Raw genomic sequence first — 13,065 nt, 5'->3', positions numbered from 1 at the left:
TGCAGACTCAGATTACTATTAAATTGATAGCTATGTAGGCAATCAAATCAAGCACCCGGGGCTGATTTGGCTTGCAAAGTTGCCGCAGGAGCCACGGTGGGCATGGTCTGCACGCGCTCGACCATTTCCTTGGCAAACGCCACAAACGCCTGGCTGCCGCGCGCGGCCGGGTCGAACACCACGCCGGGCAGGCCGTAGCTGGGGGCTTCGGCCAGGCGCACGTTGCGCGGGATCACGGTGTCGAACACCTTGTCGCCAAAGTGGCCCTTGAGCTGGTCGCTCACCTGCTGCTGCAGGGTGATGCGCGGGTCGAACATCACACGCAGCAGGCCGATGATCTGCAGATCAGGGTTGAGGTTGGCGTGCACCTGCTTGATGGTGTTGACCAGATCGGTGAGGCCTTCGAGCGCAAAGTATTCGCACTGCATGGGCACGATGACGCCGTGGGCGCTGCACAGGCCGTTGAGCGTGAGCATGCTCAAGCTGGGCGGGCAGTCGATGAGCACGAAGTCGTAGTCAGCTTCCACCTCGGCCAAGGCGGCCTTCAGGCGCTTTTCGCGGTGGTCCAGTGCCACCAGCTCCACCTCGGCGCCGGCCAGTTCGCGGTTGGCGCCCAGCACCCAGAAGCCGCATTTTTCAGCCAGCACCGCCGCTTCTTTGACCGAGGCGGATTCGAGCAGCACGTCGTACACCGTGAGCTCCAGGCTGCGCTTGTCCACACCCGAACCCATGGTGGCGTTGCCCTGCGGGTCCAGGTCCACCATCAGCACGCGCTGCCCTACCTTGGCCAAGCCTGCGGCCAGGTTGACGGTGGTGGTGGTCTTGCCGACGCCACCCTTCTGGTTGGCGACACAAAAAATCTTGGCCATGTGGTGCTGCAGTCCGTGCGGTGGGGGGGTCGATTATTTGGAGATGGCCAGCTTGATGCCAAAGCCGATCAGGAACACGCCCGCCAGCTTTTCCAGCACGCGGCCGATGCGCGGATTGGCGCGCATGCGCTCGGCCAGGTGGTGCGTGAGCAGCACCACGATGAGGCCGTAGGCAAAAGTGAGCGCGGCAATGGTGGCCGCCATCACGCCGAAGGTGACGAGGCCCTGGTGACGGGCCGGGTCGACAAACAGCGGGAAGAACGCCATGTAGAACACGATGGCCTTGGGGTTGAGCAAGGTAATGAGCCCGGCCTGGCGGAAGTACTGGCGCGGCTGGATGTTGAGGATGGGCTGTGCGCCGGGCTTGGCCGTGACCATCTTGAAGCCGAGCCAGGCCAGGTACACGGCGCCGATCCATTGCACCGCGTTGAAGGCTGCCGGGTAGGTGGCCAGCAAAGCAGCCACACCCGCTACGGCGGCCCACATCAGCACCTGATCGCCAGCGATCACGCCCAGCGTGGCCGCCAGCCCGCCGCGCACGCCGCCCTTGCTGGTGGAGGTGATGAGCGCCAGATTGCCAGGGCCCGGAATGGCCAGGAACAGCACGATGGCGGCTACAAAAGCGCCGTAGTCAGCAATGCCAAACATGGAATCCCCCCGAGCTTTGGACACCCGCGGCGCATTGCGCGCCCGGTTGGTGAGGGGCAGAGTTTAAGCGACGCCCCTGCCCCGGCGTTGCGCGGCAATGCAATGAATCGGCTGCCCTTCGCGGCAACCGCATCCCAAGCCTCGAGGCTACTGTGCTGCGCCGGGCTGCGGGCGCATCCACACAATGCAGCGCTCGGCATCCAGCCCGGGTACGGCCAGCTGTTCCACGTGAAACACGTCCACGTCACCCGGCAAGGCTGCAATTTCGTCATCGGGCCGCTTGCCCTTCATGGCCAGCCACACGCCGTGCGGCACGGCCAGCGCGCTGCGCGACCAGTTCACGAAGTCGGGCAGCGAAGCGAATGCCCGGCAGCTCACCACGTCAAAGGGTGTGGTCAGCGTTTCCACCCGCGCATGAATGCCGTGCAGGTTGCGCAGCCTCAGCACGGCCGCCGCCTGCTGGATGAACGCCGCCTTCTTGCCCACGGTGTCCACGCAGCTCACGTCCACACCAGGGCAACAGATGGCAAACACGACGCCAGGCAGCCCGCCGCCCGAGCCGACGTCGAGCAGGCGCACGGGCGATGCCCCCCCGCCCTGCCCGTTCAGCCCAGTCACATGCCGGCGCAGCGGCGCCACCGCCGCCAGGCTGTCGAGCAGGTGGTGCGTGAGCATTTCCTGCGGGTCGCGCACGGCCGTCAGGTTGTAGACCTTGTTCCACTTCTGCAGCTGGGCCATGAACTCCATCAGCTGGTCCAGCTGCGCGGCGGTCAGATGGAGCCCCAGGGCGACGGCCCCGGCGTCAAGGCGGGCGCGCATGTCGGTGTTGCTTGGCACGCTGGTCATGCTGCCACTTCGCCTTCTGCCTTGGCGGGCACCACTGCAAACTCGCGGAAGCCGCCCTTCTTGAGGTGCACCATCAGCAGCGAAATCGCCGCAGGGGTGATGCCGGTGATGCGTGAGGCGTGGCCCAGGGTTTCCGGACGGTGGCGCGTCAGCACCTGGCGGGCCTCGATGCTCAGGGCTGTTACCTGCATGTAGTCCAGGTCCGCCGGGAGCCGCAGCTTTTCGAAGTGGGCGGCGCGCTCCACCTCGCCCTTTTGGCGGTCGATGTAACCGGCGTACTTGGCGGCAATCTCCACCTGCTCGACCACCGGATCAGCCAGCTCGCCCAGCGTTTCACGTGAAACATCGGCGCTGGCGTACTTGCCGCCGTCCAGCGACACCAGCCCGGCGTAGCTCACATCGGGGCGGCGCAGCAGCTCGAACAGGTTGTACTCATGCTCAATGCTCTTGCCCAGCACGCGTTCGGATTCGGCGGCAGGCAGGTTGCGCGGGTTCACCCAGGTCGCCTTCAGGCGCTCTGTTTCACGTGAAACAGCGTCGCGCTTGCGGCTGAACGCATCCCAGCGCGCGTCGTCCACCAGGCCCATCTTGCGGCCCGCTTCGGTCAGGCGCATGTCGGCGTTGTCCTCGCGCAGTTGCAGGCGGAACTCCGCCCGGCTGGTGAACATGCGGTAGGGCTCGGTCACGCCCTTGGTGATCAGGTCATCCACCAGCACGCCCAGGTAGGCCTCATCGCGGCCCGGCAGCCAGGGTGCGTCGCCACGGCATTGCAGCGCAGCGTTGATGCCCGCGAACAGGCCCTGCGCCGCCGCCTCTTCGTAGCCCGTGGTGCCATTGATTTGCCCGGCAAAGAACAGGCCCTGGATCTGGCGCGTTTCAAAACTGCTCTTAAGCGAGCGGGGGTCAAAGTAGTCGTATTCGATCGCGTAGCCGGGGCGCAGGATGTGCGCGTTTTCCAGCCCGGGCATGCTGCGCACCAGGTCGTACTGGATGTCGAACGGCAGGCTGGTGCTGATGCCGTTGGGGTAGTACTCGTGCGTGGTCAGGCCTTCGGGCTCCAAGAAGATCTGGTGACTGTCCTTGTCGGCAAAGCGGTTGATCTTGTCTTCCACGCTCGGGCAGTAGCGTGGTCCCACGCCCTCGATCTTGCCGGTGAACATGGGGCTGCGGTCAAAGCCGCTGCGGATGATGTCGTGCGTGCGCTCGTTGGTGTGGGTGATCCAGCAGGGCACCTGCTGGGGGTGCATGGCGGCATTGCCCATGAAGCTGAACACCGGCACCGTGCCCTCGTTCACACCGCCGGGCATGCCGTCGCCAGGCTGCTCGGTGCACTTGCTGAAGTCGATGCTGCGCCCGTCGATGCGTGGCGGCGTACCCGTCTTCAGGCGCCCTTGGGGCAGCTTCAGCTCCTTGAGGCGTGCCGAGAGGGATACCGCAGGCGGGTCCCCCGCCCGGCCAGCGGCGTAGTTGTTCAGGCCCACATGAATCTTGCCGTCCAGGAAGGTACCCGCCGTGAGCACCACCGTGCGCGAGCGGAAGCGGATGCCCACCTGCGTCACGGCGCCCACCACGCGGTCGCCTTCTACCATCAGGTCATCGACCGCCTGCTGGAACAGCCACAGGTTGGGCTGGTTCTCCAGCATGCGGCGGATGGCGGCCTTGTACAGAATGCGATCAGCCTGCGCCCGCGTGGCCCGCACCGCAGGGCCCTTGGAGCTGTTGAGAATGCGGAACTGGATGCCGCCCTCATCCGTGGCCAGCGCCATGGCACCGCCCAGCGCATCCACCTCTTTCACCAGATGGCCCTTGCCGATGCCGCCAATACTGGGGTTGCAGCTCATCTGGCCCAGGGTCTCGATGTTGTGGGTAAGCAGCAGGGTTTTGCTGCCCATGCGCGCAGCGGCCAGCGCAGCCTCGGTGCCTGCATGGCCACCGCCAACAACGATCACATCAAATTCCTGGGGGTACAACATGGGGAACACTCCGGGGCCTCGTAAGGCCCGATGGTCAAAACTGCACGCTACGCCGGACACGCCGTCCGCGAGGGCAACCCCGGATTTTCCCACGGCGCGCCCAGACCGTGACACACCCGCCCCCTACCCCCCTCTTGACCGCGCGGTTGCGCCCGCGTGTTTCACGTGAAACACGGTCGCCGCCGCGCAGGAAAATTGAGCGGACCCTGTGATTCAATCGCACCCATGTCTACCACTGCACCCTCCCTACTCGTCTTTGCCGGCAGCACGCGCCAGCAGTCGTTCAACCGCAAGCTGGCCCAAGCCACCGCCGCCATCGCCCGCGAGGCCGGCGCCTCGGTCACGGTGCTTGAACTGGGCGAACTGGACATCCCGCTCTACAACGCCGACCTCGAAGCCCAGGGCACGCCGGCCGATGTGCTGCGGCTCAAGGAAATCCTGTTCCAGCACCCGGCGTGGATCGTCTGCTCGCCCGAGTACAACGGCAGCTACACCGCCCTGCTCAAGAACACCATCGACTGGGCATCGAGCCCCGTCAAGGGCCACGCCGAATGGCAGGACGGCACGCGGAGCTTTCGCGGCAAGGTGGTGGGCATGCTCAGCGCATCGCCCGGCGCGCTGGGCGGCCTGCGCTCGCAAAGCCACCTGGGCCCGCTGCTGACCAACCTGGAATGCTGGCTGGCGCCCAAGGCTTTTGCACTGGGTGGCGCAGGAACGGCGTTTGACGACAGCGGCGCCCTGGTGCAGCCGGCACACCGCGACCGCGTGCGCGCCGTGGTGGACCAGGTGCTGTGGGCCGCGGCCCGCCTGCAGCACGGCGACGCGTGATGTACGGCATCAGAATGGCAATTTCAAGCAAAAGTGGCCTATAGCGCTTGATCTACTTGCCCTGATAGCTACCAATTCAATAGCAAACCTATGGATTGCCGCCCCGGCTGTGGTGCCTGCTGCACAGCGCCCTCCATCAGTTCGCCTATTCCCGGCATGCCCGGTGGCAAGCCGGCGGGCGTGCGGTGCGTGCAGCTGGGTGACGACGCGCGCTGCCTTATTTTTGGGCAACCCGGGCGACCGGCGGTGTGCGCGGGGCTGATGCCGTCGGCAGAGATGTGTGGTGCCAGCAAGGAGAGCGCAATGCTCTTCCTGACGCGGCTGGAAGTGCTGACGCAACCGGCCGGAAGCACCTGCGGCTGACCTCGCAGAACCGGCCGGGTTCAGGCCCGGTGCACGATGTGGCGGAAAGCAGGGTCCGGGTCACGCAGCAGGTCATGCAGAAAAGCCGGGCGCAGGTCCAGCAAGGCCAGCGCCTGTGGCGTGAACCACGCGAACCCCAGCCTGCGGTCTGGTTCCACACCCGCATACGGGCCAGGCGTCGAGACCAGCCCACTGCCCGGCGCAGGCGCGGCCATGAAATACAGGCCCACTTCGTGTTCAGCAGCCTCTTGGTGCACGAAGAAGTTCTCGGCCACACAGACCAGGCGGCCCACGGTGATGTCCACCGCCAGCTCTTCACGAAACTCCCGCACCAGCGCCTGGGCCGCCGATTCGCCCGGTTCAACCTTGCCACCGGGCAGCGCCCAGAAGCTGTCGCCCGCCAGCCTGTGCAGAAGCACGGCGCCGTCCCGCACCAGCACAGCGGCAGCGCGCAGGCGGATGCGTGGTGCAGGTGCAGGTGCAGGTGCAGCGGCGGGATCGGAGGTCATCGCGGCGACTGTAGCGGTACGGCTGGCCTGCAGACGGCGAGCGTCGTCTACGCCGCCGCCACCCATTTCCCTTTCCACCACTGCGCCACGCCCGCGCCCTGCGGCTCCAGCCAGAACAGGTGCATCCACCCATTGCCGATCAGGTGCCGCACCACGGCGTGCTGGTCTATCACGGCGTCGATGGCCTCGCGTGGGGCTTCGATGAAAACGCTCAGGCGGAGCGGCGTGTGGCGCAGCGTCTCGCCGTCGTGCAGCGACTGCAGCGGCAGGCCGATGCGCAGGTCGCCGCCGTTGCCCTCGAACACCCCGAGCCGCCCGCCCACCACGTTGTGCAGCAGCTTGTTGCCGCTGCCGTAGCGCCGGTTGTCCACGGTGGAGGCGTGGTACTGCATGTTGATCCAGTTGGTGACCACCATGGGCGCGGTCATGATCAGCGTGAGCACGCCGTTGTCGGGGTCCAGCCGGTGGTCGTAGTCGTGCAGGAACGAGCGGCCCGACAGGTTCAGGTGCTGGCTGCGCGCGCGCGGCGCGACGATGAAGGCGGCGTTGTTGGCCAGGCCCCATTCAGGCCGCACCTGGGCCCAGTCGTTGGCGCGTTCGCGCAGGGCCTGCTCCAGCGCGGCCGGTTGGCCGGCCAGCGGGGCCAGCCCCAGCGTGGGCGCGCGCTCGGCCCGGGCGCGGTCGCTGGCGGCCTTGAGCGATGTGCGCAGGCGTTGCAAGTGGCCGGTGTGGCTGGCGGGTACCAGATGCGTATCGAACAGCACCACGTCGTCGGTGGTGGTGTTGTGCAGGCCGGGCACAAAGTGCACACCTGCACCCAGGGTGATGCCCAGCGGCGCCAGGTGCTCGCGCACGGCGGGGGTGTTGAGCAAGTCGGCCAGCGCGCGGGCATTGACCTCGCCGGTCTGGCCGCCGCAGGCACCGCAATCCAGGCCGGCGGCGTGGGCGTTGTTGGCGGTCTGGCTGCCGTGGCCGGCCAGCAGCACCAGCGGGGCGAAGTCGCGCACCATGCCCATGGCGGTGAGCACCTTGTGGGCGATGGCGGCGCCCTCCTGCGGCGCGCTCACGGCCTGGGGCATTTGCGGGCGCAGGCTGGCAGCGTCTCCCGCGGCCAGGCCGGTGTCTTCCCACCGGGCGGGCGTGGCGGTGTCGGGCAGGCTCTGGCGCACCAGCTTGCCGGCATACAGCAGCCCCAGCGATTCGACAAAGCTGAAGCCCGACGATGGCGCGGCGCGAAAGCGCTCCCACTGGCCCGATGCCGCCAGGGCATTGCGCCTGCGCTGGGCCAGCACCTGCGAGAGATTGGCGTCGCCGGTGCCTTCGGTCACGCACAGCGCGGGTGAAAGCAGGCCCGGCAGCTGGGGCCGCACCATGGCGCTGCCCACCGGGGCATAGGCAATGGGCAGGCCGAAGAAGCCGGCAAAGCCGCGCGTCTGTACGCCGGGGTCTGAGGCCTCCAGCGCGCGGCGGTAGACCTCGGAGCGCACGTCGATGCAGAACACGGCCTGCACGTCCGGCACGGCCGTTTGCCGCGGCGCAGGCCGGGCCAGGCCCGCCACCAGCGGCTGCTGCCAGGCGATCTCCAGCGCATGCTGCAGTAGCCAGTCGTCGCGCCGGGCCTCCTGCCGCTGGGCGGTGACCACATTGGCCACGCTCCAGCGGTGCGCCCAGCCAGCGGGCACGGTGCCGGGCGGGGCATCGTCGTGCAACAACCAGTCCCAGGTGATGCGGATGGCCAGCAGCTGCTCGATCTGATCGTCGTCCTTGCCCCCCAACCGGGCCTGCCAGCGCTCGTATGCACACCAGGCCGCCCAGCCGCCCACCGACATCAGCAGCGCGCTGAGGTAAGCCAACTGACCTGCCGGGCCGACGCCCAATCCGCCCAGGGCAGCAGCCACCACATCGCGTGGTGCTGCAGGCAGCGCCGCCAGGCGGCGGGACAGCGCTGCGTGGCCGTGGTGCCAGGGCAGGCCGTGGTCTGCCGCCAGCTGGCCGCGCCAGCTTTCGTACAGGCCCGCCGAGTCCTGCATGCCCCAGCTGGCCTGGTGGCCGTCAAAAAAGGCTGCGCAATGCTGGCTGATCTGGTGCGTGACCATGTCAGCCCACGAGACACCGGGCCGCGGCGGCGCCGCCACATCGCGCAGGTCGGTGACCAGCGCAAAGCGCTGCCCATCCCCATCAGGGCTCGGACGGCCGGCCCGTTCAAGCTCGGACACCAGTGCGTCCACATGCGAGGCCAGCGCGATGGGGGGCGTGACGTCGCTCACAGCCCGGCGCAATGCGGCCTCCAAGTGCGGGCGCTGCAGGTGGCCCGCGCGCCACTGGGCGGCAAACCATTCGCGCGGCATCGTCAGGCGCGTGCCGCCCAACGATTCAAGCGCAGCTGCCGCCTGGGGCATGGGCTGGTCCACCCAGCCCCAATAGGGGTTGACGGCGATGAACTGATCCAGCGGCCAGGTGGGTGCCATGCGGGCGCAGGCGGTATCGATGGCTTCGGCCAGCGTAGTCATGTCCGCAACGGGTGCGTCCATCGGGGCAACAAGGGTGCTCGGGTTCATGGCTGGGCTCCGGGGGCAATGGATGAAAGGGTGGCGGCGTCAGGCCGGGCCGGGGATGGGGTCAGGGGCGAAGCCACGGGCGCCACCACCGGCAGCGATGCCATGGCAGCAGGGTGCGCCGTGGGCGACGGGGGCGCCCAGATGGCAAAGGCCAGGCTGTTGAACTTCTCGTCCAGAAACAGCCCGCCGTAAAACCAGGGGTACAGGCGCAGGGCCAGCGCCCCGCGCGGGGCAGCGGCCAGCGCGGCCTGCAGCACAAACAGGGCCACAAATGCCGCCGCCACGCCCATCCACAGCGCAGCGGGCGGCTGCGCTACCGGCGTGCCCAGCCAGCCGCCCAGCAGGGCGTGCAGGCCCAGGTACACCATCACCACCGCCACCGCACCGGCAAACTGCCGCAGCCAGAGCGCGGGGCCCTGCCCTGCGGAGCTGCCCACCAGCGGTACCACGGCGAGTGCCACGATGCCCGCCAGCGCCCACATCGCGGGCGATACCGCCATGCCCGGCACCCAGGCGCCCCACAGCGCCAAGGCTGCGGCCACCACGGCCAGGCCTGCCAGTGCGCCCGCCGCCGAGGCGGCCAGCCCAGCGCCAGCCGGCGGGCCGGCCAGCTGCGCCACCTGCGCGCGGCGTACGGCACCGCCGGCGCCCAGGAAAGCGTGGGCCTTGTACAGCGAGTGCGCCAGCAGGTGCAGCAGGGCCATGTCCCACGCACCCAGGCCGCACTGCATCAGCATGAAACCCATCTGCGCGCAGGTGGACCAGGCCAGCATCACCTTGATGCTGATGCGCGTGGTCATCACCAGCGCGGCCAGCACGGCCGTGGCCGCGCCCACCACCACCAGCAGCACCTGCGCGGCGGGCACATCCGACACCAGCGGTGCAAAGCGCAGCAGCACAAAGCCGCCCAGGTTGACCACGCCCGCATGCAGCAGGGCCGACACCGGCGTGGGCGCCTCCATCACCTGGATCAGCCAGCCATGGAAGGGCAGCTGCGCGCACTTGAGCACCGCCGTGCAGGCCAGCAGCACCACCGCCGCCTGCACGCTGGCGGGCAGTGCGCCCTGCGCCGCAGCGGCCTTGGCCAGCATGGCCTGGATGGATGGGGTGCCGTAGGCCAGCCACAGCAGCACGGTGGCCAGGCCCATGCACAGGTCGGCCAGACGCGCCACGATGAACTTCTTGTGCGCAGCGACCACGGCGGCCGGGCGCTCGTTGAAGAACGTGAGCAGGTGGTGCAGCGTGAGGCTGGTGGCCATCCAGGCCAGCGCCAGCACCAGGATGTGGTCGGTGGCCAGCACCACCTGCACCGCCGCCAGGGTGGCCATCAGCCAGCGCAGGTAGTGCGCCTGCTTGTGCTCGCCCAGCAGGTAGGTGTGCGAATAGCGCACGATCACCCAGCCCACCAGTGCCACCAGCACCATCACCAGCGCTCCCACCCGGTCGGCCCGCACGCCAAAGCCGGCAGCGCCGCCCGCAGGCACCGCGCCCAGCAGCGCGGCGCCCAGGCTGGCCACGGCGGCTGCCATCACGGCCAGGCACACCCCCTCGGCCACGCGCCAGGCCGCACCGGGCCGCACCGCTGTGACCGAGGCCCACACGGCCGCTGCCGCCGCCAGCAGCGCGGGCGCCCACACCAGTGCCGCATGCCAAAGCGGCAGGCCGGCACCGGGTTCAACATTCAGAACATTCATCGCAACACCCTTGCAAAAACAGATTGCCGCGACTTTGCCGGTCGCCAACCATTCTGTAAAATGCATTTTTCAGCACCTATTTGTGCTGTTTAAAAGAACGTTTCGGAGGGCTCGGCAGCATGTCCCGCCTCAACTTTCACCACCTGCACTACTTCTGGGCCGTGGCCCGCGAGGGCAACCTCACCCGCGCCGCCGCCCATCTGCACGTGTCGCAATCGGCCCTGTCGGCGCAGATCCGCCAGCTCGAAGACCAGCTGGGCCAGCCCCTGTTTGCCCGGGTGGGCCGCAGCCTGCAGCTGACCGAGGCCGGGCAGCTGGCGCTGGGGTATGCGGATTCGATCTTTGCCTCGGGCAACGAGCTGATGGCGCTGCTGCGCGAGGGCCGGCGCGAAGAGCGGCAAGTGCTGCGCATCGGCGCAGTGGCCACGCTGTCGCGTAACTTCCAGGAGAACTTTTTGCAGCCGCTGCTGGCGCGCGACGATGTGGAGCTGGCCCTGCACTCGGGCAGCCTGCTGGAGCTGCTGGCACGCCTGCGCGTGCATACGCTGGACCTCATCCTGTCCAACCAGCGGGTGCATGCCAGCACCGACAACCCCTGGCGGTGCCAGCGCATTGCGCGCCAGCCCGTGAGCCTGGTGGGCAAGCCGCGGCCGGGCGGCAAGGCCTTCCGGTTTCCGCAAGACCTGGAGACCACGCCGCTGCTGCTGCCCGGGCGCGACAACGACATCCGCGCCGGGTTCGATCTGATGTGCGAACAGCGCGGCATCCGCTACCGGCTGCGCGCCGAGGTGGACGACATGGCACTGATGCGTCTGCTGGCACGCGACTCCGACAGCATCGCACTGCTGCCCAGCGTGGTGGTGCAGGACGAGCTGCGCAGCGGCCGCCTGGTGGAACACGGTGTGGTGCCCGACCTGTACGAAAACTTCTACGCCATCACCGTGCGCCGCCACTTCGAGCCGCCGCTGATCAAGGGCCTGCTGCAGCGCCCAGAGGCCGCGGTGCTGGGGGGCGTGGTGGGCGGGGCCGCCTGAACGCCCCATAGGGCCACCAGCAGGCAAAAATGAGGCAAACCAGCCTTAGGCCTTTGTCCTATCACCCCCTATAGCTATGCTTTTAATAGCATCAGCAAGATGATCATGTCACGACCTGTGTAGCCTGCCTGACAGCCAGCATCGCCGCGCGGGCCTACATTGGCTGCTTTCACAGCCACCCCGCGGAGACCACCCCATGCTCAACATCCCCTCGCTGCAAGCCAGCGTCAGCCCCGAAGAATGGCAACTGCGCTGCGACCTGGCCGCGTGCTACCGACTGGTGGCGCTGTACGGCTGGAGCGACCTCGTCTTCACCCACATCAGCGCCAAGCTGCCCGAGTCCGTCTCGGGCCCTGACCACCAGTTCCTCATCAACCCCTATGGACTGATGTTCGACGAGATCACCGCATCGAGCTTGGTCAAGGTGGACATGCAGTGCAACAAGCTGCACGAGTCGCCCTTCCCCGTAAACCCGGCCGGCTTCGTGATCCACAGCGCCGTGCACGAGGCCCGGCCCGAAGCCGGCTGCGTGCTGCACACCCACACCCGCGCCGGCGTGGCCGTGAGTGCGCAGCAGGGCGGCGTGCTGCCCATCAGCCAGCAAAGCACCTTCGTGCTGGGCTCGCTGGCCTATCACGCGTACGAAGGCGTGGCGTTTCGCGACGAGGAAAAGCCGCGCCTGCAGGCCGACCTGGGCGAGGCCAACTTCCTCATGCTGCGCAACCACGGGCTGCTCACAGTGGGCAAGACGATTGCGGATGCCTTCCTGTCGATGTACACGTTCGAGAACACCTGCCGCATCCAGATCGACGCGCAGGCAGGCGGCGAACTCACACAGGTTGACCCCCGCATCGTGAGCGGCGTGGCCCAGGCCATGCGTGTGCAGACCGGTGGCCTGGGCGGCGCGTTTGCCTGGCCTGCGCTGCTGCGCAAGGTGCAGCGCGAGGCGCCCGGATTCGACCTGTAAACCCGCAGGGCCGCACCGCCCTCTGCAGGAAACCGCCACAGCGCATAGCATCGCGGCTTCGACTTCTGCCAAGGACCTTTCTCACCATGAAGCTCTACTACTCCCCCGGCGCCTGCTCGCTCTCGCCCCATATTGCCCTGCACGAGGCGGGTCTCGCCTACACCCCCGTGCTGGCCAGCACCAAGAGCCACAAGCTGCAGGACGGCACCGACTTCTACACCATCAACCCGCTGGGCTACGTGCCCGTGCTGGAGCTCGATGACGGCACCCGCCTGCGCGAAGGCCCGGCCATCGTGCAGTACATCGCCGACCAGGTGCCGCTGAAGATGCTGGCACCGCAAAACGGCAGCCTGCAGCGCTACCGCCTGCAGGAATGGCTGTCGTTCATCGGCACCGAGCTGCACAAGGGCTTTTCGCCCCTGTTCAACCCCGCCACGCCGGAAGACTACAAGCCCATGGTGCGCGAGAAACTGCTGCAGCGCCTGGCCTGGATTGATAGCCAGCTGGCCGACAAGCAGTACCTGATGGGCGACCAGTTCACCGTGGCCGATGGCTACCTGTTCACCGTGTCAAACTGGACAGCGCCGACCAAGCTCGACATCTCGGGCCTGGCCAATCTGGCCGCATACCGTGAGCGCGTGGGCGCACGGCCTGCGGTGCAGGCGGCGATGAAGGCTGAAGGGTTGATCAAGTAGGCACACACCCCTGAGGCGCTGCGGGGCGGCCCTTGCTGGGCGTTTCTCGCACAGGCACGGCCAGTGTCAGACGCAGTGCGC

The 13,065-nt window shown here is 67.8% G+C and carries 12 protein-coding genes; 5 read left to right on the top strand and 7 right to left on the bottom strand.

The window, feature by feature from the left end; all coding sequences use genetic code 11:
* Window positions 1–47: 47 nt before the first annotated feature.
* The 4 genes from ACTPOI_RS02645 to mnmG all read right to left on the bottom strand — a co-directional run bounded on the left by ACTPOI_RS02645 (window position 48) and on the right by mnmG (window position 4,336).
* Complete coding sequence (locus tag ACTPOI_RS02645; protein ID WP_440106128.1) at window positions 48–869, bottom strand: ParA family protein; 822 nt, start codon at window positions 867–869, stop codon at window positions 48–50.
* Window positions 870–902: 33 nt separating this feature from the next.
* Window positions 903–1,517: a LysE family translocator gene (locus ACTPOI_RS02640; RefSeq protein WP_069104286.1), complete on the bottom strand. Its 615-nt coding sequence runs from the start codon at window positions 1,515–1,517 to the stop codon at window positions 903–905.
* 147 nt (window positions 1,518–1,664) lie between these two features.
* Window positions 1,665–2,363 (bottom strand): 16S rRNA (guanine(527)-N(7))-methyltransferase RsmG, encoded by a 699-nt coding sequence (gene rsmG, locus ACTPOI_RS02635; protein WP_440106126.1) that lies wholly within the window; start codon window positions 2,361–2,363, stop codon window positions 1,665–1,667.
* Window positions 2,360–4,336: a tRNA uridine-5-carboxymethylaminomethyl(34) synthesis enzyme MnmG gene (gene mnmG, locus ACTPOI_RS02630; RefSeq protein ID WP_440106124.1), complete on the bottom strand. Its 1,977-nt coding sequence runs from the start codon at window positions 4,334–4,336 to the stop codon at window positions 2,360–2,362. Before mnmG ends, rsmG begins: the two co-directional genes overlap by 4 nt.
* Window positions 4,337–4,561: 225 nt before the next feature.
* Between mnmG and ACTPOI_RS02625 the strand changes: the two genes are divergently transcribed.
* Both ACTPOI_RS02625 and ACTPOI_RS02620 read left to right on the top strand, forming a co-directional pair.
* Window positions 4,562–5,164: an NADPH-dependent FMN reductase gene (locus ACTPOI_RS02625; protein WP_440106122.1), complete on the top strand. Its 603-nt coding sequence runs from the start codon at window positions 4,562–4,564 to the stop codon at window positions 5,162–5,164.
* 90 nt (window positions 5,165–5,254) lie between these two features.
* Complete coding sequence (locus ACTPOI_RS02620) at window positions 5,255–5,527, top strand: YkgJ family cysteine cluster protein (RefSeq protein ID WP_440106120.1); 273 nt, start codon at window positions 5,255–5,257, stop codon at window positions 5,525–5,527.
* A 20-nt stretch (window positions 5,528–5,547) separates the two neighbouring features.
* Here ACTPOI_RS02620 and ACTPOI_RS02615 read toward each other — a convergent pair whose 3' ends face one another.
* Genes ACTPOI_RS02615 through ACTPOI_RS02605 form a run of 3 tightly spaced genes read right to left on the bottom strand, consistent with a single transcriptional unit; the run spans window position 5,548 to window position 10,288 of the window.
* Entirely contained in the window at window positions 5,548–6,036 is a 489-nt protein-coding gene (locus ACTPOI_RS02615) for an NUDIX hydrolase (protein WP_440106118.1), read from the bottom strand.
* Window positions 6,037–6,083: 47 nt separating this feature from the next.
* Window positions 6,084–8,594, bottom strand: a complete 2,511-nt coding sequence (locus ACTPOI_RS02610; protein ID WP_440106116.1) for a YbcC family protein — start codon at window positions 8,592–8,594, stop codon at window positions 6,084–6,086.
* Window positions 8,591–10,288, bottom strand: coding sequence for an NADH-quinone oxidoreductase subunit L (locus ACTPOI_RS02605; RefSeq protein WP_440106114.1), 1,698 nt, complete (start codon window positions 10,286–10,288; stop codon window positions 8,591–8,593). Before ACTPOI_RS02605 ends, ACTPOI_RS02610 begins: the two co-directional genes overlap by 4 nt.
* Window positions 10,289–10,407: 119 nt before the next feature.
* On the opposite strand from ACTPOI_RS02605, the gene ACTPOI_RS02600 reads away from it, so the two are divergent.
* The 3 genes from ACTPOI_RS02600 (at window position 10,408) to gstA (ending at window position 12,984) form a co-directional block, all read left to right on the top strand.
* Window positions 10,408–11,322, top strand: coding sequence for a LysR family transcriptional regulator (locus ACTPOI_RS02600; protein ID WP_440106112.1), 915 nt, complete (start codon window positions 10,408–10,410; stop codon window positions 11,320–11,322).
* A gap of 196 nt (window positions 11,323–11,518) precedes the next feature.
* Entirely contained in the window at window positions 11,519–12,289 is a 771-nt protein-coding gene (locus tag ACTPOI_RS02595) for a class II aldolase/adducin family protein (protein WP_440106110.1), read from the top strand.
* 86 nt (window positions 12,290–12,375) lie between these two features.
* Window positions 12,376–12,984 carry a glutathione transferase GstA gene (gstA, locus tag ACTPOI_RS02590; RefSeq protein ID WP_440106108.1) on the top strand — a complete coding sequence of 203 codons (609 nt, stop codon included), beginning with the start codon at window positions 12,376–12,378 and terminating at the stop codon, window positions 12,982–12,984.
* Window positions 12,985–13,065: the final 81 nt, after the last annotated feature.

It is taken from the genome of Acidovorax sp. BL-A-41-H1 (assembly GCF_051942715.1).
Note: the sequence above shows the minus strand (reverse complement) of the source record. Positions and strands in the feature narration are given on the sequence as shown.